Source organism: Mycobacterium pseudokansasii, assembly GCF_900566075.1.
GTDB classification, from domain to species: domain Bacteria; phylum Actinomycetota; class Actinomycetes; order Mycobacteriales; family Mycobacteriaceae; genus Mycobacterium; species Mycobacterium pseudokansasii.
On sequence record NZ_UPHU01000001.1, the window covers coordinates 2567248 to 2585703 of the forward strand.

Below are 18456 nucleotides of genomic sequence, written 5' to 3' on the forward strand. Positions count from 1 at the left end.
GGCCGGCTCAGTTCGACATACGCCGTTGGGCTCGTACGTACCAAAACGCCATTTCCGCTTCGACTCCGTCGATTTCGCGGCGCACCGTGACCGGCTCCAGCGATTCGACATCCCACCCGGCGCCGCCGAGCACGTCGCGCAGGGTCTGTTCGGACACCGCCGGCCGCGGCCATTCCTCGTTCGGCGGATTGGCATCCGAGAAGCAACTGAGTAGCAGGGTGGCTCCCGGCCGGGTAGCCCGGTGCACGGCCGCCGCATAGCTGCGCTTGCCGTCGTCGTCGAGGCAATGGAACATGCCGCTGTCGATCACGGTGTCGAAAGCGTCGGTGTAGCCGATGAGCGTGGTGGCGTCTGCCGCCGCGAACCGCACGTCGACTCCGGCGTCGCCGGCGCGGCGTTCGGCGATGATCAGCGCGGTCGGAGAAATGTCCAAAGCGGTCACGCGGTGTCCGTGCTGAGCGAGATAGATCGCGTTGTCGCCGAGCCCGCAGCCGATGTCGAGCACGTCACCGTGGACCCAGCCGCCGGCCTGCCACGCGATCACGTTCTCTTTGGGCGCCTTGGTATCCCACGGCGGCGTCGTCATCGGCGGGATGCTCGGGCCGGGGCTTTCCCCGCGGTACAGCGCATCGAAATCCATGCGCTGGGGGGAGTTAGGACCGGTCATCTCGCCAGAGTAGCCGAAATCGTCATCCTAGCAACAGAATTAGCAGATCCACTACGCCGGTCCCGTTGCGCCGGCATTGCCGAAGAGCTTTCCGCCGGCGCCGCCGTCACCGCCGGGCGCGCCGTCGACACCGGCCCCGCCAGCACCGCCGTCGCCGACGAGTTGGGCGCTGCCGCCATCACCGCCGCCGGAGGCGGCACCCGCCAAGCCGGATGTGCCGGCGGGACTGCCGGTGCCGCCGGAACCGGGACTACCACCGGTGGCACCGGCACCGCCGGCGCCGCCGGTGCCGTACACCAACCCAGCGATACCACCGCCGCCGCCGGTGGCGGCGGCGCCGCCATCACCGCCATCACCGCCGGCGCCGCCGGCGCCGCTCACGTCACCGATGCCGCCGTCGCCGCCATCACCTCCGGCACCACCGTTACCGCCGGCGCCGCCGAAGCCCACCAGTCCGCCGCCGGCTCCGCCCGCTCCGCCGATGGCGGCGGCGCCGCCCACGCCGCCCTTGCCGCCATCGCCAAATTCGGGGCCGCCTTTGCCGCCGAGGCCGCCGTTGTTGCCTGCGCCGCCTGCGCCGCCGGACCCGCCTGCGCCGCCGGACCCGCCGACGCCCACCAGCCCGCCGCCAGCCCCACCCGCTCCGCCCATGCCGGCCGCGCCGCCGGCGCCGCCCGCGCCGCCGGCTTCGTTGCCGGGGCCGCCGTCGCCGCCAACCCCACCAGCCCCGCCGGCGCCGCCGGACCCGCCGACGCCCACCAGCCCGCCACCAGCTCCACCCGCTCCACCCATGGCACCGTTGCCGCCGGCGCCGCCGGCGAAGCCGTTTTGGTAGTAGGCGCCCGCGCCACCAGCCCCGCCGGCCCCGCCGGCCCCGCCGGCGCCGCCGGTGCCGTAGAGCACTCCGGCGTGCCCACCGGGCGCGCCCAGCCCGCCGTCGCCACCGGGAGCGCCGTCGCCAACGAGGCCGGTGCTGCCGGTGCTGCCGGTCGCACCATTACCGCCGGCGCCGCCGCTGCCGAATAACCCGATTGCATTGCCACCGGCGCCGCCAGCACCGCCGGAAAGCGGTGCAGCGGCACTGCCTCCGCTCGCCCCGCCGGCGCCACCGGGCCCGCCGTTGCCGACCAGCCACCCGCCGTTACCGCCGGCCCCGCCGTTGGTACCGGCGACACCGGCGCCGGCATTGAAACCGGCCCCGCCAGCCCCACCATCGCCCCACAACCCTGCCGGTCCACCTGCGCCGCCGGACACACCAGCGGTGTTGCTGGCGCCGCCGTTGCCGCCGTTGCCGTACAAAAACCCGCCGGGCCCGCCCGCCTGCCCCGGCCCACCATTGGTGCCGTCACCGATCAATGGGCGTCCCAACAGCGCCTGGCTGGGCGCATTGATCACGCCGAGCACCTCCTGCTCCACCGTTTGCAACGGCGAGGCGTTGGCGGCTTCGGCGCTGGCATACCAACCGGCCGCGGACGTCAAACCCTGCGCGAACCGGGCATGGAACGTCTCCGCCTGGGCGCTGATCACCTGATAGGCCTGGCCATGCGAAGCGAACAGCGCCGCGACCGCCGCCGATACCTCATCCTGGCCCGCCGCCAGCACCGTTGTGATCGGAGCCAAGGCGACGGCGTTAGCCACCTTGAGCACAGCACCGATACCGGCCACATCCGCAGCGGCCGCCGTCAGTGCCTCTGGCACTGCGACCGCAAATGACATTCGACGCCCCTCACGGCACAGAGCAACAGTTCGATGTTATCGCCGTTGCGGCGTATCGGAGAACGTTTTCAGGGACAGGCTTCTGGCCAATACCCGCACGCCCGTAGCCGCTGCGCGGCCACCTACGCCCAATGCGCGCCCTGCATCGTCGTGCGGGCAGGGCAGTGCTAGGCTGCCCCGCAGCCGACATCCTTTAACGATCCGTCCAGAGAGGCGGAGAAGGAGGTCACCGTCTCGCATGGCTACTGCGAGTGATGCCGCGAACGGCCGCGAACTGATGTCCGCCGCCGACGTCGGTCGCACCATTTCCCGCATCGCGCACCAGGTCATCGAAAAAACTGCGCTCGATAGCCCCGACTCGCCGAGGGTGGTGCTGCTGGGCATCCCGACCCGCGGCGTGACCCTGGCCCGGCGGCTGGCAACCCATATCCGTGAATACAGCGGTGTCGAGGTTGCCCATGGCGCGCTGGACATCACGCTGTACCGCGACGACCTGATGAGCAAACCGCCGCGGCCGCTGGAAGAGACCTCCATCCCGGCCGGTGGTATCGACGATGCGCTGGTGATTCTCGTCGACGACGTGCTGTATTCCGGGCGCTCGGTGCGCTCGGCGTTGGACGCGTTGCGCGATGTGGGCCGGCCCCGCGCGGTGCAGTTGGCCGTCCTGGTCGACCGCGGCCACCGGGAACTGCCGGTGCGCGCCGATTACGTCGGCAAGAACGTGCCGACCTCCCGCAGCGAGAGCGTGCACGTGCAGCTGCGCGAACACGACGGGCACGACGGCGTGGTGATCTCGCGATGACCCCGCGGCACCTCCTGGCGGCCGGTGACCTGAGCCGTGACGAAGCCACCGCCATCCTCGACGATGCCGACCGGTTCGCGCAGGCTCTGGTGGGCCGCGAGGTCCGCAAACTGCCGACCCTGCGCGGCCGCACCATCGTCACCATGTTCTACGAGAATTCGACCCGAACCCGGGTGTCCTTCGAGGTGGCCGGTAAGTGGATGAGCGCCGACGTGATCAACGTCAGCGCGACCGGATCCTCGGTGGGCAAGGGCGAGTCGCTGCGCGACACCGCGCTGACCCTGCGTGCGGCCGGCGCCGATGCCCTGATCATCCGGCACCCGGCCTCGGGTGCGGCGCGTTTGCTGGCCGACTGGACCAGAAACGGCGAGGACGGCCCGTCGGTGATCAACGCCGGCGATGGCACCCACGAGCACCCCACCCAGGCGCTGCTGGATGCGCTGACCATCCGGCAGCGGCTCGGCGGCATCGAGGGCCGTCGCGTCGTGATCGTCGGCGACATCCTGCACAGCCGGGTGGCGCGCTCCAACGTCATGTTGCTGCACACGCTGGGCGCTGAGGTGGTGCTGGTGGCGCCGCCGACATTGCTGCCGGTGGGGGCTGACGGTTGGCCCGTCACCGTGTCCTACGACTTCGACGCCGAATTACCGGCCGCCGACGCGGTGCTGATGCTGCGGGTGCAGGCCGAGCGGATGACCGGCGGTTTCTTCCCGTCCGCGCGTGAGTATTCGGTGCGCTACGGCCTTTCCGACCGGCGGCAGGCGATGCTGCCCGGCCGTGCCGTGGTGCTGCATCCCGGGCCGATGCTGCGTGGTATGGAGATCGCTTTTTCGGTTGCCGACTCGTCGCAATCGGCTGTGCTGCAACAGGTTTCCAACGGTGTTCATGTGCGGATGGCGGTGTTGTTCCACCTGCTGGTGGGGGCCGAGTCGGCCGGGAAAGAAGGCGCGGCGTGAGTGTGCTGATCCGCGGGGTGCGGCTCTACGGCGAGGGGGAGCGGGTCGATGTACTGGTCGATGACGGCCAGATCGCCGACATCGGCGCGGGGCTGGCCATCCCGGAGCGGGCCGACGTCATCGACGCCACCGGCCAGGTTCTGCTGCCCGGACTGGTCGACCTGCACACCCATCTGCGCGAGCCCGGCCGCGAATACGCCGAGGATATCGAAACTGGCTCGGCCGCAGCGGCTTTGGGCGGCTACACCGCGGTATTCGCAATGGCCAACACCCATCCGGTGGCCGACAGCCCGGTGGTCACCGACCACGTGTGGCGCCACGGTCAGGAGGTTGGCCTGGTCGACGTACACCCGGTCGGCGCGGTGACGGTGGGGCTGGCCGGAGCCGAACTCACCGAGATGGGCATGATGAACGCCGGCGCCGCACAGGTACGGATGTTCTCCGACGACGGCGTCTGCGTGCACGACCCGCTGGTGATGCGCCGCGCCCTGGAATATGCCACCGGCCTGGGCGTGCTGATCGCCCAGCACGCCGAGGAGCCCAGGCTGACCGTCGGGGCCGTCGCGCACGAGGGCCCGAACGCCGCGCGGCTGGGCCTGTCGGGCTGGCCGAGGGCCGCCGAGGAATCCATCGTGGCCCGCGACGCGCTGCTGGCCCGCGATGCGGGCGCCCGGGTGCACATCTGCCACGCCTCTACCGCGGGTACTGTGGAGATCCTGAAATGGGCTAAAGGCCAAGGTATTTCGATCACAGCCGAGGTCACCCCACACCATTTGCTGCTCGACGACGGCCGACTGGCCGGCTACGACGGGGTGAACCGGGTCAACCCGCCGCTGCGCGAAGCCGTAGACACCATCGCACTGCGGCAAGCACTGGCCGAGGGGATCATCGACTGTGTGGCCACCGACCACGCCCCGCACGCCGAGCATGAGAAGTGTGTCGAATTCGCCGCAGCGCGCCCCGGCATGCTCGGGTTGCAGACGGCCCTGTCGGTGGTGGTGCAGACCATGGTGCGGCCGGGCCTGTTGGACTGGCGCGGCGTGGCGCGGGTGATGAGCGAGAATCCGGCGCGGATCGTGGGCTTGCCTGATCAGGGGCGCCCGCTGCAGGTGGGGGAGCCGGCCAATCTGACCGTGGTGGACCCCGACGCCACCTGGACGGTCTCCGGGGCCGAGCTGGCCAGCCGGTCGGCCAACACTCCCTACGAGTCGATGACATTGCCGGCCGCCGTGACGTTGACCTTACTGCGCGGGAAGGTCACCGCCCGGGACGGAAAGAGTCCCGCATGAACCGCGCCGGTGACGATGCACAGCAACAGAGCGATGTGGGGGTACCTCCCGCTTGCGGGGGAGAGGAGCGGCGCGCATGAACTCGGGCACGCTGGCGGGCTCGATGATCTTCGCGGCGGTGCTGGTGGTGACGATCACGGTGGTGATCGCGCTGATGATGCGCGGCTGGCGGCGGCGCTCGCAGCAGCAGGCCGAACTGATCGGCGAGTTGCCCGACGTGCCTGACGAACTGGGTCCCGCGTCTATCACCACCCGCGGCATCTATGTCGGCTGCACGTTGTCGCCAGCCTGGAACGACCGGGTGGCGGTGGGCGATCTCGGGTACCGCAGCAGGGCGGTGCTGAGCCGCTATCCGATCGGAATTCTGATGGAACGCGTTGGTGCGCAGCCGCTTTGGATTCCCCGGCAGTCCATTACCGCGCTGCGTGCCGAGCGCGGCATCGTCGGTAAGGTCGCCGCCCGGGACGGGATTTTGGCGATCCGGTGGCAACTTCCGTCGGGCACCGAAATCGACACCGGGTTTCGCGCGGATAACCGCGACGACTACCACGGCTGGTTGGAAGGAGCCGCGTGACCAAGGCCCTGCTGGTACTTGAGGACGGCCGCGTCTTCACCGGAACGCCGTTCGGCGCCATCGGCCAAACCCTGGGCGAAGCCGTGTTCAGCACTGGCATGTCCGGTTACCAGGAGACGCTGACCGACCCCAGCTATCACCGCCAGATCGTGGTGGCCACCGCGCCGCAGATCGGCAACACCGGCTGGAACGGCGAGGACGCCGAGAGCCGCGGCGACAAGATCTGGGTCGCCGGCTACGCGGTGCGTGACCCGTCGCCGCGAGCCTCCAACTGGCGCGCCACCGGCACCCTCGAAGACGAGCTGATCCGCCAGCACATCGTCGGCATCGCCGGCATCGACACCCGGGCCGTGGTGCGTCATCTGCGCAGCCGAGGGTCGATGAAGGCAGGTGTCTTCTCCGGCGAGTCGTTGGCCGAGCCGGCCGAGCTGCTGCAGCGCGTGCAGGGTCAGCCGCCCATGCTGGGCGCCGATCTCGCCGGCGAGGTCAGTACCCCGCAGCCGTATGTCGTCGAACCCGAAGGGCCACCGGGACTTCCCAGGCTCACCGTCGTCGCACTCGACCTGGGTATCAAGACCAACACGCCGCGCAACTTCGCCCGGCGCGGGATCCGCAGTTACGTACTGCCCTCGTCGGCGAGTTTCGACCAGATCGCCGACATCAACCCACACGGCGTGTTCCTGTCCAACGGCCCCGGTGACCCGGCGACCGCCGACCGCGTCGTCGCGCTCACCCGTGAGGTGCTGGGCGCAGGAATCCCGTTGTTCGGCATCTGTTTCGGTAATCAGATCCTGGGCCGCGCGCTGGGGCTGTCGACCTACAAGATGGTCTTCGGTCACCGCGGGATCAACATCCCGGTGATCGACCACGCCACCGGACGGGTCGCGGTGACCGCGCAAAACCACGGCTTCGCGCTGGAGGGGGAGGCCGGCCAGCGCTTCGACACGCCCTTCGGCCCGGCCGTCGTCAGCCACACCTGCGCCAACGACGGGGTGGTCGAGGGCGTCAGACTGACTGACGGACGGGCCTTTTCGGTGCAATACCACCCGGAGGCCGCAGCCGGTCCGCACGACGCGGAGTACCTGTTCGACCAATTTGTCGAGCTGATGGAGGGCCAGTGATGGTGAGGGCGGGTGTCCATACAGCGACACGCCGTAACAGGCGTACAGCTGCATACGCTCGCGCCCAGAAAGGGGACTGCTAGTGCCGCGTCGCTCCGACTTGCGCCACGTCCTGGTCATCGGCTCGGGGCCGATCGTCATCGGACAGGCCTGCGAGTTCGACTACTCCGGCACCCAGGCCTGCCGGGTGCTGCGCGCCGAGGGACTGCAGGTCAGCCTGGTCAACTCCAACCCGGCCACCATCATGACCGACCCGGAATACGCCGACCACACCTACGTCGAGCCCATCACCCCGGCCTTCGTCGAACGGGTGATCGCCCAACAGGCCGAGCGCGGCAACAAGATCGACGCGCTGCTGGCCACGTTGGGGGGCCAGACAGCGCTCAACACCGCGGTCGCGCTGTACGAGAACGGGGTGCTGGAACGCTACGGGGTCGAGCTGATTGGCGCAGACTTCGACGCCATCCAGCGCGGCGAGGACCGGCAGCGGTTCAAGGACATCGTCACCAAGGTCGGCGGCGAATCGGCCCGCAGCCGAGTCTGTTTCACCATGGACGAGGTCCGCGAGACGGTGGCCGAGCTCGGCCTGCCGGTGGTGGTGCGGCCGTCGTTCACCATGGGCGGGCTGGGCTCGGGGATGGCGCATTCGGCCGACGAGGTGGACCGGATGGCCGGTGCCGGGCTGGCCGCCTCACCCAGCGCCAACGTGCTGATCGAAGAATCGATTTACGGCTGGAAGGAATTCGAGCTCGAGCTGATGCGCGACGGCCACGACAACGTGGTGGTGGTGTGCTCGATCGAAAACGTCGACCCGCTGGGCGTGCACACCGGCGACTCGGTCACCGTCGCGCCGGCGATGACCCTGACCGACCGCGAGTACCAGCGGATGCGTGATCTGGGCATCGCGATCCTGCGCGAGGTCGGTGTGGACACCGGCGGCTGCAACATCCAGTTCGCGGTCAACCCCCGCGACGGCCGGCTGATCGTGATCGAGATGAACCCGCGGGTGTCGCGGTCAAGTGCGTTGGCGTCCAAGGCCACCGGGTTCCCGATCGCTAAGATCGCCGCGAAGCTGGCCATCGGATACACCCTCGACGAGATCGTCAACGACATCACCAAGGAAACCCCGGCCTGCTTCGAGCCCACCCTGGACTACGTCGTGGTCAAGGCGCCGCGGTTCGCATTCGAGAAATTCCCCGGCGCCGACCCGACGCTGACCACCACCATGAAATCCGTGGGCGAGGCAATGTCGTTGGGCCGCAACTTCGTCGAGGCGCTCGGCAAGGTGATGCGCTCGCTGGAGACCACCCGCGCCGGGTTCTGGACGGCCCCCGACCCCGAAGGCGACGTCGATGAGGTGCTCACCCGGCTGCAGACCCCCACCGAAGGCCGGCTCTACGACATCGAACTGGCCCTGCGGCTGGGTGCCTCGGTGGAACAAGCCGCCGAGGCCAGCGGTGTCGACCCGTGGTTCGTCGCCCAGATCGGTGAGCTGGTCAAGCTGCGCGCCGAACTGGTCGACGCGCCGGTACTGGACGCCGAGTTGCTGCGACACGCCAAACACAGCGGACTGTCGGATCGCCAGATCGCGTCACTGCGGCCGGAATTGGCGGGGGAGGCCGGGGTCCGATCACTGCGCGAGCGGCTGGACATCCACCCGGTGTACAAGACGGTGGACACCTGCGCGGCGGAGTTCGAGGCCAAGACGCCCTACCATTACAGCAGCTACGAGCTGGACCCGGCCGCCGAGACGGAGGTGGCGCCGCAGACCGAGAAACCCAAAGTGCTGATCCTGGGGTCCGGGCCCAACCGCATCGGGCAGGGCATCGAATTCGACTACAGCTGCGTGCACGCGGCAACCACGTTGAGCCAGGCCGGTTTTGAGACCGTGATGATCAACTGCAACCCGGAGACGGTGTCCACCGACTACGACACCGCCGACCGGCTGTACTTCGAGCCGCTGACCTTCGAGGACGTGCTCGAGGTGTTCCACGCCGAGCAACAGTCGGCCGCAGGCGGCCCCGGTCCTCAATCTGGAGTGGCGGGTGTGATCGTGCAACTCGGCGGCCAGACCCCGCTCGGGCTGGCGCAGCGACTTGCCGACGCCGGCGTCCCGATCGTGGGCACCCCACCGGAGGCGATCGATCTGGCCGAGGACCGCGGTGCCTTCGGCGATCTGCTGTGCACCGCGGGGTTGCCGGCGCCGAAATACGGCACCGCGACGACGTTCGCGCAGGCCCGCCGGATCGCCGACGAGATCGGCTATCCGGTGCTGGTGCGGCCGTCGTATGTGTTGGGTGGCCGGGGCATGGAGATCGTCTACGACGAGGAGACGCTGAAGGGCTACATCACCCGGGCCACCCAGCTCTCGCCCGAACATCCGGTGCTTGTAGACCGTTTCCTCGAAGATGCGGTGGAGATCGACGTGGATGCGCTCTGCGACGGCGCCGAGGTCTACATCGGCGGAATCATGGAACACATCGAGGAAGCCGGCGTCCACTCCGGCGATTCGGCCTGCGCTCTGCCGCCGGTGACGTTGGGCCGCAGCGACATCGAGAAGGTGCGTAAGGCCACCGAAGCCATTGCGCACGGGATCGGGGTGGTCGGGCTGCTCAACGTGCAATACGCACTCAAAGACGACGTCCTCTACGTCCTGGAGGCCAATCCGCGCGCCAGCCGTACCGTGCCTTTCGTATCCAAGGCCACCGCCGTCCCGCTCGCCAAGGCGTGCGCCCGGATCATGTTGGGCGCCAGTATTTCTCAGCTGCGTGCCGAAGGGATGCTGGTAGCCTCCGGTGACGGCGGGAACGCCGACCCCTACGCCCCCATCGCGGTCAAAGAAGCCGTGTTGCCGTTCCACCGGTTCCGCCGCGCCGACGGCGCCGCCATCGATTCGCTGCTGGGCCCGGAGATGAAATCCACCGGCGAGGTGATGGGCATCGACCGTGATTTCGGCAGCGCGTTCGCCAAGAGTCAGACGGCAGCCTACGGCTCGCTGCCGGCCCACGGGACGGTGTTCGTCTCGGTCGCCAACCGCGACAAGCGCTCGCTGGTGTTCCCGGTGAAACGGCTCGCCGACTTGGGGTTTCGCGTTCTGGCCACCGAAGGGACCGCAGAGATGCTGCGCCGCAACGGGATTCCGTGTGACGAAGTACGCAAGCATTTCGAGTCACCGCAACCTGGCCGCCCCGAGATGTCGGCCGTCGACGCGATCCGAGCCGGCGAGGTTGACATGGTCATCAATACTCCCTACGGCAATTCCGGTCCGCGCATCGACGGCTACGAGATCCGTTCGGTCGCGGTGGCCGTCAACATTCCGTGCATCACCACGGTGCAGGGCGCATCGGCCGCCGTACAGGGCATCGAAGCCGGGATCCGCGGCGACATCGGGGTGCGGTCGCTGCAGGAGCTGCACCGCGCGATCGATACGCGGAGCGCCGACCGGTGACCGGCTTCGGCGTCCGGCTGGCCGAGGCCAAGGCGCGCCGGGGACCGCTGTGTTTGGGCATCGATCCCCACCCCGAGCTGCTGCGGGCCTGGGATCTGCCGGCCACCGCCGACGGCCTGGCCGCGTTCTGCGATATCTGCGTGCAGGCCTACGCCGGTTTCGCGGTGGTCAAGCCGCAAGTGGCGTTCTTCGAGGCCTACGGCGCCGCGGGATACACGGTGCTGGAACGCACCATTGCCACGTTACGAGCCAACGGGGTGCTCGTGCTGGCGGATGCCAAGCGCGGCGACATCGGCTCCACGATGGCCGCCTACGCCACGGCCTGGGCCGGCGACTCGCCGCTGGCCGCAGACGCCGTGACCGCCTCGCCGTATCTGGGGTTCGGGTCGCTGCGGCCGCTGCTGGAGGTCGCTGCGGCTCATGACCGAGGGGTGTTCGTGCTGGCGGCCACCTCCAATCCCGAGGGTGCGACGGTGCAGCGCGCCGACGCCGAGGGCCGCACGGTGGCGCAACTGATCGTCGATCACGTCGCCGCAGCCAACCGGGCGAGCGAACCCGGTCCCGGATCCGTCGGCGTGGTCGTCGGGGCAACCGTCCTGCAGCCCCCCGACCTGAGCGCCCTGGGCGGACCGGTGCTGGTGCCCGGTGTCGGCGTGCAGGGCGGGCGGCCCGAGGCGCTCGGCGGACTGGGCGGGGCGACGCCGGACCAGCTGTTGCCCGCGGTGTCGCGTGAGGTGTTGCGGGCGGGTCCCGGTATCGCGGCGATCCGGTCCGCGGCCCAACGATTACTCGAGGCCGTCGCCTACCTGTCGGCGGTGTAGCGGCCCGTCCCGCTCACGGACAGGTCACGTCGACCCGGAACGATAGCTCGCGCATAGTGCCTTGCCCCTCTGGGAAAGCTTGGCCCGTCCCGGTGACCGTGTATCTCTTGCCGTCTTTGGGTCGCCGGACCTGGTGTCCAGGTAGGGCAGCTGGTAGGTGGTGCTTCCCGTCTTGAGCAAGATCGTAAAGCCGTTGACGCCCGGCGGTGTTTGATCCGACAGGGACAGGGTCACCGATGCTGAATCGTCGTAGGCGCTGATGCGCGTCGTCTGATTCCCCGACTCTGTTGGCGTCGCGCTCGGATGCGCCGGCGAGGTGCGACACTCGACCCCGCCGGTGATTGCGTGAGAACGCCCTTCGACGGTCACGGTCGCGTTGCTGGCGACCGGACTCGAGCTCGGCGACGAAGCTGGCTGGCCGCCTTGCGTCGAGCATGCCGGCACAGTGACGCCCAGCACGACAGCACCGAACGCGATAGTGCCGAGAACCTTCCGAACGGTTCCGCGCGAATTCGTCATCGCAGTCCTCTGTTGCCGGGCCAGGAGACGGGCCAGGAGAAATGTATGCCTCTGACGGCGTTGCCGGTAGGACTCCCACGGTGGGCACCGAAGGCGATAACTTTGGCGCCCAGACCCTGCCTGCCGAGGTTGCCGTGGTGGTTGCGATCCGGGCGCAGCGCGCGGCTGCCGAACGGATGCGCGACATCGTCGCCTACCTCGCCGCGGTGTGATTGCGGGCCGAGCGGCGCACCCGCCCTGCCGGCTACAACAGCACCCCGTTTTGTCCGGCGAAGCCGGGTGCGCCGATCAGCTTCCCACTGTCGCCGCCGGCACCGCCGGCGCCACCGGTGCCGACGGCGCTGGTGACGTCACCGCCGTTACCACCGTTCCCGCCGTCGCCGATCAGCCCAGCCTTGCCGCCGGCCCCACCGGCCCCGCCGGTGGTGGCTCCGGTGCCGGTGGCGCTGCCGCCGACCCCGCCGTTACCTCCGGAACCGAAAATACCGAGTGCGGTGCCACCATCCCCGCCGGCCCCGCCTGTGCCACCGGCGGCTTCGCTGGCCCCGCCGGTGCCGCCCGTGCCGCCACTGCCACTGAACGCGCCGGCCCACCCGCCGTTACCGCCGGCCCCGCCGCTGCTCAGGGCGCTGGCCCCGCCTGCGCCGCCGGCCCCGCCCGCGCCGCTGAGACGTGCGTTGCCGCCGGCCCCGCCTTTGCCGCCGTTGTCGCCGGCGCCGCCGCTGAACCCGCCGGCCCCGCCGTGGCCGCCGTCGCCAAACCCGTAGGCGTTGCCGCCGGCTCCGCCGGCTCCGCCGAGACCGGCCCCGGCGAACCCGCCGGGGCCGCCGTTACCGGCGGAGCCGAACCCGTAGGCGTTGCCGCCGGACCCGCCGTTTCCGGCGCTGGTGCCCGTTGCGCTATGCCCGGCTTCACCACCGTCGCCGCCGAAGCCGAACAATAGGCCGCCGTCGCCGCCATTACCGGCGGACCCGCCGCTGCCTTTGGAGGTGGATCCGCCTTCGCCGCCCATGCCGCCGGAACCGAACAGCGTTGCGGACCCTCCGTTGCCCCCGGCGCCGCCGACGCCGGTAGGACTGGGCCCGCCTTTGCCGCCGTCACCTCCGTTGCCGAACGCCCCGCCGTCCCCACCCTTACCGCCGGCCCCACCGAAATTGGAGTCGGCCACCCCGCCGTACCCGCCGGCGCCGCCGCTGCCGATCAGCGAGCCGCCGTGCCCGCCGGCCCCGCCGACGCCGCCATCGCCTTTGAAGCTGTACCCGCCAGCGCCGCCGGCACCGCCGGCGCCGTAGAGCACGCCAGCTGCGCCGCCGGCTCCGCCGGCGCCTCCGTCACCGGCGGTGGTGCCGCCGAGGCCGCCGGCACCACCAGCCCCGCCGTCGCCGATCAGCCGGCTGGCCCCGCCGTGCCCGCCGGCCCCGCCATCGCCGGTGCCGCCCCCGGCCCCGCCGGCTCCGCCGGCGCCGCCGGCGCCGAACAGCCCACCCAGCCCGCCCGCCCCGCCGGCCCCGCCGGCGCTGCCCGTGGCCCCAGCGCCGCCGCCCACCCCGCCGGCGCCGCCTGGGCCGTATAACAATCCGCCGAATCCGCCGTTACCGCCGGCCCCGCCGCTGCTCAGGGCGCTGGCCCCGCCTGCGCCGCCGGCCCCGCCCGCGCCGCTGAGACGTGCGTTGCCGCCGGCCCCGCCTTTGCCGCCGTTGTCGCCGGCGCCGCCGCTGAACCCGCCGGCCCCGCCGTGGCCGCCGTCGCCAAACCCGTAGGCGTTGCCGCCGGCTCCGCCGGCTCCGCCGAGACCGGCCCCGGCGACCGCGCCGGGGCCGCCGTTACCGGCGGAGCCGAACCCGTAGGCGTTGCCGCCGGACCCGCCGTTTCCGGCGCTGGTGCCCGTTGCGCTATGCCCGCCTTCACCACCGTCGCCGCCGAAGCCGAACAATAGGCCGCCGTCGCCGCCATTTCCGGCGGACCCGCCGCTGCCCTTCGAGGACGCCCCGCCGTCGCCGCCCATCCCGCCGGAACCGAACAGCGTTGCGGACCCTCCGTTGCCCCCGGCGCCGCCGACGCCGGTGGGACTAGGCCCGCCATTGCCGCCGCCACCTCCGTTGCCGACCAACCCGCCGTGCCCACCGTTACCACCGGCCCCACCGAAATTGGAGTCGGCGGTCCCGCCGTACCCGCCGGCGCCGCCGCTGCCGATCAGCGAGCCGCCGTGCCCGCCGGCCCCGCCGATACCGCCGTCGCCTTTGAAGCTAAACCCGCCGTCCCCGCCGGCGCCTCCGCTGCCGTAGAGCACGCCAGCTGCGCCGCCGGCGCCGCCGGCGCCTCCGTCACCGGCGGTGGTGCCGCCGAGGCCGCCGGAACCACCAGCCCCGCCGTCGCCGATCAGCCGGCTGGCCCCGCCCGCCCCGCCGGCCCCGCCATCGCCGGTGCCGCCCCCGAGCCCGCCGGCTCCGCCGGCGCCGCCGGCGCCGAACAGCCCACCGAGCCCGCCCGCCCCGCCGGCCCCGCCGGCGCTGCCCGTGGCCCCAGCGCCGCCGCCCACCCCGCCGGCGCCGCCTGGGCCGTACAACAATCCGCCGAATCCGCCGTTGCCACCGGCCCCGCCGGTGCCGCCGACCGTGGTGTTGGGCCCGCCAGTACCGCCGGTGCCCCCGGCCCCGAACAGTCCGGCGTCCCCGCCGTTGCCGCCCGGCATACCAGGCGCGCCCGACCCGCCCGCCCCGCCGTTGCCGAACAAGTACCCACCCGGCCCGCCGGGCGCCCCAGTTCCCGGTGCGCCGTTGGCGCCGTTGCCGATCAGCGGGCGGTTGAACAGCGTCTGGGTGGGCGCGTTCACCAGGTCAAGCAACTCCTGCCCGAGGTTGGGGGGCTGCGCGGCCGCCGGCGCCCAGCCGCCAGTCAGCGCGCTCGTCAGGATCTGCTGGACGTTGGCGGCCTCGGCGCTGGCATATGAGCCGGCGGCGGCGCTCAACGCCTGGGAAAACTGATCATGAAACGCCGCCGCCTCGGTGCACAGCGCCTGATATGCCGCCCCGTGCGACCCGAACAACGCCGCGATGCCCGCCGACACCTCATCAGCGCCCGCGGCCAGCACCCTCGTTGTCGGGCCTGCGGCGGCCTCGTTGGCTGCGCTGAGCGTCGAACCGATGTCGGCCAGGTCCCTTGTCGCGGCTAACAGTGCCTCGGGCGCCGAGATCACAAACGACATCTCATACCTCCGCGACGAGTCCCGGTAAGTGATGGCCCTTGCACTATTCGTAAGTCGGCAGGCATGGATCGTAGTGCAAGGTGCGCCAGTCGACCTGGCTTTTTGGCGACCGCGCGCGCTTGTTTCCGCATCGGCGGTGAGGGATCCGGCGCGGTTGACGGCTGTCAGGTGGGACGGGGGAAGCGAGCAGGTTATGGAGTGCCAGCCCACTCGGGCACGACGGCCCACCAAGAATCGGATGCAGCGCGACACGCGCGAGGCGCGACCTTTCTGCGTGGTCCACGCCACTGCGGCTGGCGGGCCCGGCGCCGTGCCGCCCGGGACCGCCCGGCCCGGCCCGGCCTAAGCTGAGCCAACAGCAGTAAAACCGCAGCTAGATGGCATTATCCTGGGCCAAGAAGAGGACGTGTCGCCGTGGGTCCGGCACCATGTCAAACCGCTGTCAGCCCGGCCCGGCGAGCCACTCGCTGATGCGCCGCGCCGGGCCCACGCAGCAGAAATAGTCGCCGTAACCAGGGGGTCGGGTTAGATTTCGTCAGGAAGCGTGAGTACGGTCGTCTGCGCTGGCTGGAGTACCCGGCCGAGACAAATGATGATCGATTGATATCGATGAGAGACGGAGGAATCGTGGCCCTTCCCCAGTTGACCGACGAGCAGCGCGCGGCCGCGTTGGAGAAGGCTGCTGCCGCACGTCGAGCGCGAGCAGAGCTCAAAGATCGGCTCAAGCGTGGCGGCACCAACCTCACCCAGGTGCTCAAGGATGCCGAAACCGACGAAGTCTTGGGCAAGATGAAGGTGTCCGCGCTGCTTGAGGCGTTGCCGAAGGTGGGCAAGGTCAAGGCGCAGGAAATCATGACCGAGCTGGAGATCGCGCCGACTCGCCGCCTGCGTGGTCTGGGCGACCGTCAGCGCAAGGCGCTGCTGGAAAAGTTCGGCTCCGCCTAACCGCGACCACCGCGATGCGGGCCGACTGGCCTGTTGGCGGCGCTGACCACGCAACGCCAGTGAGCGTGGGCGAGGGGCCGGGCAGGGGACCTGTGGTCGTGTTGTCCGGCCCCTCCGCGGTCGGCAAGTCGACCGTGGTCCGGTGTCTGCGGGAGCGCATTCCGAACCTGCACTTCAGTGTCTCGGCCACGACGCGTGCCCCGCGCCCGGGTGAGGTCGATGGCGTCGACTATCACTTCGTCAGCGCGGCCCGCTTCCAGCAATTGATCGACGGCGGCGAGTTGTTGGAATGGGCCGATATCCACGGCGGCCTGCACCGCTCGGGCACTCTGGCCAAGCCGGTGCGGCAAGCCGCCGCGTCAGGTGAGCCGGTTCTGATCGAGGTCGACCTCGCCGGGGCCAGGGCGATCAAGAAGGCGATGCCCGAGGCCATCACGGTGTTTCTGGCGCCGCCCAGCTGGGAAGACCTGGAGGCCAGACTGGTCGGCCGGGGCACCGAAACGCCGGAGGTCATCCGCCGCCGTCTGGACACCGCACGCATCGAATTGGCGGCCCAAAACGACTTCGACAAGGTCGTGGTGAACCGTCGATTGGAGTCTGCGTGCGCCGAATTGGTATCCTTGCTGGTTAGTGCTATGCCCGGCTCTGCATGAGTCCCAGCCGGATTTGAGAATCGAGATTTTGCCGCTTTCGCACCGCTCTACGCCGCCAGGAGAAAGTCTTTCGTGAGTATTCCGCAGTCAGACGCGCCGCTAGCCGGTTCCGCCTCGGATCAGTTCGATCCGGCATCGGCCGGAATTGGGGCCTACGACACCCCGCTCGGCATCACCAACCCGCCCATCGACGAGTTGCTGGACCGCGTCTCGAGCAAATACGCGCTGGTGATTTACGCGGCGAAGCGCGCCCGGCAGATCAACGACTACTACAACCAGCTCGGCGAGGGCATCCTGGAGTACGTGGGTCCACTGGTCGAGCCCGGGTTGCAGGAAAAGCCGCTATCCATCGCCCTGCGCGAGATCCACGCCGACCTACTCGAGCACACCGAGGGCGAGTAACAGGGCCGGGCCCCGGATGGACCGAAAGCGGATCCCCAAACAGGTCATAGTCGGCGTCTCCGGTGGTATCGCCGCCTACAAGGCCTGCACCGTCGTTCGTCAGCTCGCCGAGGCCGGGCACCATGTCCGGGTCATCCCCACCGAATCCGCGCTGCGCTTTGTCGGGGCGGCGACCTTCGAGGCGCTCTCCGGTCAGCCGGTGCGCACCGACGTTTTCGACGACGTGCCCGCTGTCCCACACGTTCACCTGGGACAACAGGCCGACCTCGTCGTCGTCGCACCGGCCACCGCCGACCTGCTGGCCCGGGCGGTGCACGGCCGCGCCGACGACCTGCTGACCGCGACTCTGCTCACGGCGCGATGCCCGGTGCTGTTCGCGCCGGCAATGCACACCGAGATGTGGTTGCACCCGGCCACCGTCGACAACGTCGCCACCCTGCGCCGCCGTGGTGCGGTAGTGCTCGAACCCGCATTCGGGCGCCTCACCGGCAGTGACAGCGGCCCGGGACGATTGCCCGAGGCCGAGGAGATCACCACCTTTGCCCAGCTGCTGCTGGACCGGCCCGACGCCCTGCACTACGACCTTGCCGGCCGCAAACTCCTGGTGACCGCCGGCGGCACCCGCGAGCCGATCGACCCGGTGCGCTTCATCGGCAACCGCAGCTCCGGCAAGCAGGGATACGCCGTCGCGCGGGTCGCCGCCCAGCGCGGCGCCGAGGTGACACTGATCGCCGGACACACGGCCGGGCTCATCGACCCTGCCGGTGTCAACGTGGTGCACGTGAGCTCGGCGCAGCAACTCGGCGACGCGGTGTCCAAGCATGCACCCGAGGTCGACGTGTTGGTGATGGCGGCGGCCGTCGCCGACTTCCGGCCCGCGCAGGTGTCGGCCGCCAAGATCAAGAAAGGCCCGGACGGCCAGACCGGGTCGCCGACGATCGAGTTGGTACGCAACGACGACGTCCTGGCCGGCGTGGTGCGCGCCCGCGAGCACGGACAGTTGCCCAAGATGCGGGCCATTGTGGGGTTCGCGGCCGAGACCGGTGACGCCAATGGCGATGTGCTGTTTCACGCTCGGGAAAAGCTGCGGCGCAAGGGCTGCGATCTGCTGGTCGTCAACGCCGTCGGTGACGGCCGGGCCTTCGAGGTGGACAACAACGATGGCTGGCTGCTGGCGTCGGACGGAACCGAGTCGGCGCTGCAGCACGGTTCCAAGACGCTGATGGCCAGTCGTATCGTTGACGCGATCGTCGCGTTTTTGCATGGCTGTATCGGGTAGCGGATCGGCGGGTGGAGGCCTGTACGGCTGCTGGAGAGGTGCTGGACGATCCCTTGCCC

15 protein-coding genes and 1 pseudogene are annotated in these 18456 nt (G+C 70.2%); 12 read left to right on the forward strand and 4 right to left on the reverse strand.

All coding sequences use genetic code 11. The annotated features are described in order from the left end of the window. Positions 1-7: 7 nt before the first annotated feature. Both EET10_RS11825 and EET10_RS31620 read right to left on the reverse strand, forming a co-directional pair. Positions 8-640, reverse strand: a complete 633-nt coding sequence (locus EET10_RS11825; RefSeq protein ID WP_099188287.1) for a class I SAM-dependent methyltransferase — start codon at positions 638-640, stop codon at positions 8-10. Between the two features lie 78 nt (positions 641-718). Continuing rightward, on the reverse strand, positions 719-2383 hold the full coding sequence (locus EET10_RS31620; RefSeq protein ID WP_122502165.1) for a PE family protein: 1665 nt from the start codon (positions 2381-2383) through the stop codon (positions 719-721). Between the two features lie 238 nt (positions 2384-2621). On the opposite strand from EET10_RS31620, the gene pyrR reads away from it, so the two are divergent. The 7 genes from pyrR to pyrF all read left to right on the forward strand — a co-directional run bounded on the left by pyrR (position 2622) and on the right by pyrF (position 11394). Further along, a complete protein-coding gene (pyrR, locus tag EET10_RS11840; RefSeq protein ID WP_063468546.1) occupies positions 2622-3185 on the forward strand; it encodes a bifunctional pyr operon transcriptional regulator/uracil phosphoribosyltransferase PyrR in 564 nt (187 codons plus the stop codon). Continuing rightward, positions 3182-4141: an aspartate carbamoyltransferase catalytic subunit gene (locus EET10_RS11845; RefSeq protein ID WP_036401194.1), complete on the forward strand. Its 960-nt coding sequence runs from the start codon at positions 3182-3184 to the stop codon at positions 4139-4141. The genes pyrR and EET10_RS11845 overlap by 4 nt, the downstream gene beginning before the upstream one ends. Next, positions 4138-5430: a dihydroorotase gene (locus EET10_RS11850; RefSeq protein ID WP_122502166.1), complete on the forward strand. Its 1293-nt coding sequence runs from the start codon at positions 4138-4140 to the stop codon at positions 5428-5430. Before EET10_RS11845 ends, EET10_RS11850 begins: the two co-directional genes overlap by 4 nt. A gap of 76 nt (positions 5431-5506) precedes the next feature. Next, on the forward strand, positions 5507-6004 hold the full coding sequence (locus EET10_RS11855; RefSeq protein ID WP_036401187.1) for a PH-like domain-containing protein: 498 nt from the start codon (positions 5507-5509) through the stop codon (positions 6002-6004). Next, positions 6001-7125 carry a glutamine-hydrolyzing carbamoyl-phosphate synthase small subunit gene (carA, locus tag EET10_RS11860; RefSeq protein ID WP_036401185.1) on the forward strand — a complete coding sequence of 375 codons (1125 nt, stop codon included), beginning with the start codon at positions 6001-6003 and terminating at the stop codon, positions 7123-7125. The genes EET10_RS11855 and carA overlap by 4 nt, the downstream gene beginning before the upstream one ends. Positions 7126-7207: 82 nt before the next feature. Further along, complete coding sequence (gene carB, locus EET10_RS11865) at positions 7208-10573, forward strand: carbamoyl-phosphate synthase large subunit (RefSeq protein WP_036401182.1); 3366 nt, start codon at positions 7208-7210, stop codon at positions 10571-10573. Beyond that, the gene (gene pyrF, locus EET10_RS11870; protein ID WP_036401180.1) at positions 10570-11394 is read left to right on the forward strand and encodes an orotidine-5'-phosphate decarboxylase; all 825 of its coding nucleotides are present in this window, start codon (positions 10570-10572) and stop codon (positions 11392-11394) included. Before carB ends, pyrF begins: the two co-directional genes overlap by 4 nt. A gap of 13 nt (positions 11395-11407) precedes the next feature. Here pyrF and EET10_RS32280 read toward each other — a convergent pair. Continuing rightward, positions 11408-11913, reverse strand: a pseudogene (locus EET10_RS32280) (lipoprotein LpqH). 41 nt (positions 11914-11954) lie between these two features. Between EET10_RS32280 and EET10_RS30190 the strand changes: the two are divergent. Beyond that, the gene (locus EET10_RS30190) at positions 11955-12125 is read left to right on the forward strand and encodes a hypothetical protein (RefSeq protein ID WP_168991026.1); all 171 of its coding nucleotides are present in this window, start codon (positions 11955-11957) and stop codon (positions 12123-12125) included. 32 nt (positions 12126-12157) lie between these two features. Here EET10_RS30190 and EET10_RS11880 read toward each other — a convergent pair whose 3' ends face one another. Then, positions 12158-15118: a PE family protein gene (locus EET10_RS11880; protein WP_122502167.1), complete on the reverse strand. Its 2961-nt coding sequence runs from the start codon at positions 15116-15118 to the stop codon at positions 12158-12160. A 627-nt stretch (positions 15119-15745) separates the two neighbouring features. Between EET10_RS11880 and mihF the strand changes: the two genes are divergently transcribed. The 4 genes from mihF (at position 15746) to coaBC (ending at position 18397) form a co-directional block, all read left to right on the forward strand. Further along, the gene (gene mihF, locus EET10_RS11885) at positions 15746-16063 is read left to right on the forward strand and encodes an integration host factor, actinobacterial type (RefSeq protein WP_015355818.1); all 318 of its coding nucleotides are present in this window, start codon (positions 15746-15748) and stop codon (positions 16061-16063) included. A gap of 92 nt (positions 16064-16155) precedes the next feature. After that, on the forward strand, positions 16156-16716 hold the full coding sequence (gene gmk, locus EET10_RS11890) for a guanylate kinase (RefSeq protein WP_244601920.1): 561 nt from the start codon (positions 16156-16158) through the stop codon (positions 16714-16716). Positions 16717-16788: 72 nt separating this feature from the next. Further along, on the forward strand, positions 16789-17118 hold the full coding sequence (gene rpoZ, locus EET10_RS11895) for a DNA-directed RNA polymerase subunit omega (protein ID WP_023373127.1): 330 nt from the start codon (positions 16789-16791) through the stop codon (positions 17116-17118). A gap of 16 nt (positions 17119-17134) precedes the next feature. Continuing rightward, positions 17135-18397, forward strand: a complete 1263-nt coding sequence (coaBC, locus tag EET10_RS11900) for a bifunctional phosphopantothenoylcysteine decarboxylase/phosphopantothenate--cysteine ligase CoaBC (RefSeq protein ID WP_036401177.1) — start codon at positions 17135-17137, stop codon at positions 18395-18397. Positions 18398-18456: the final 59 nt, after the last annotated feature.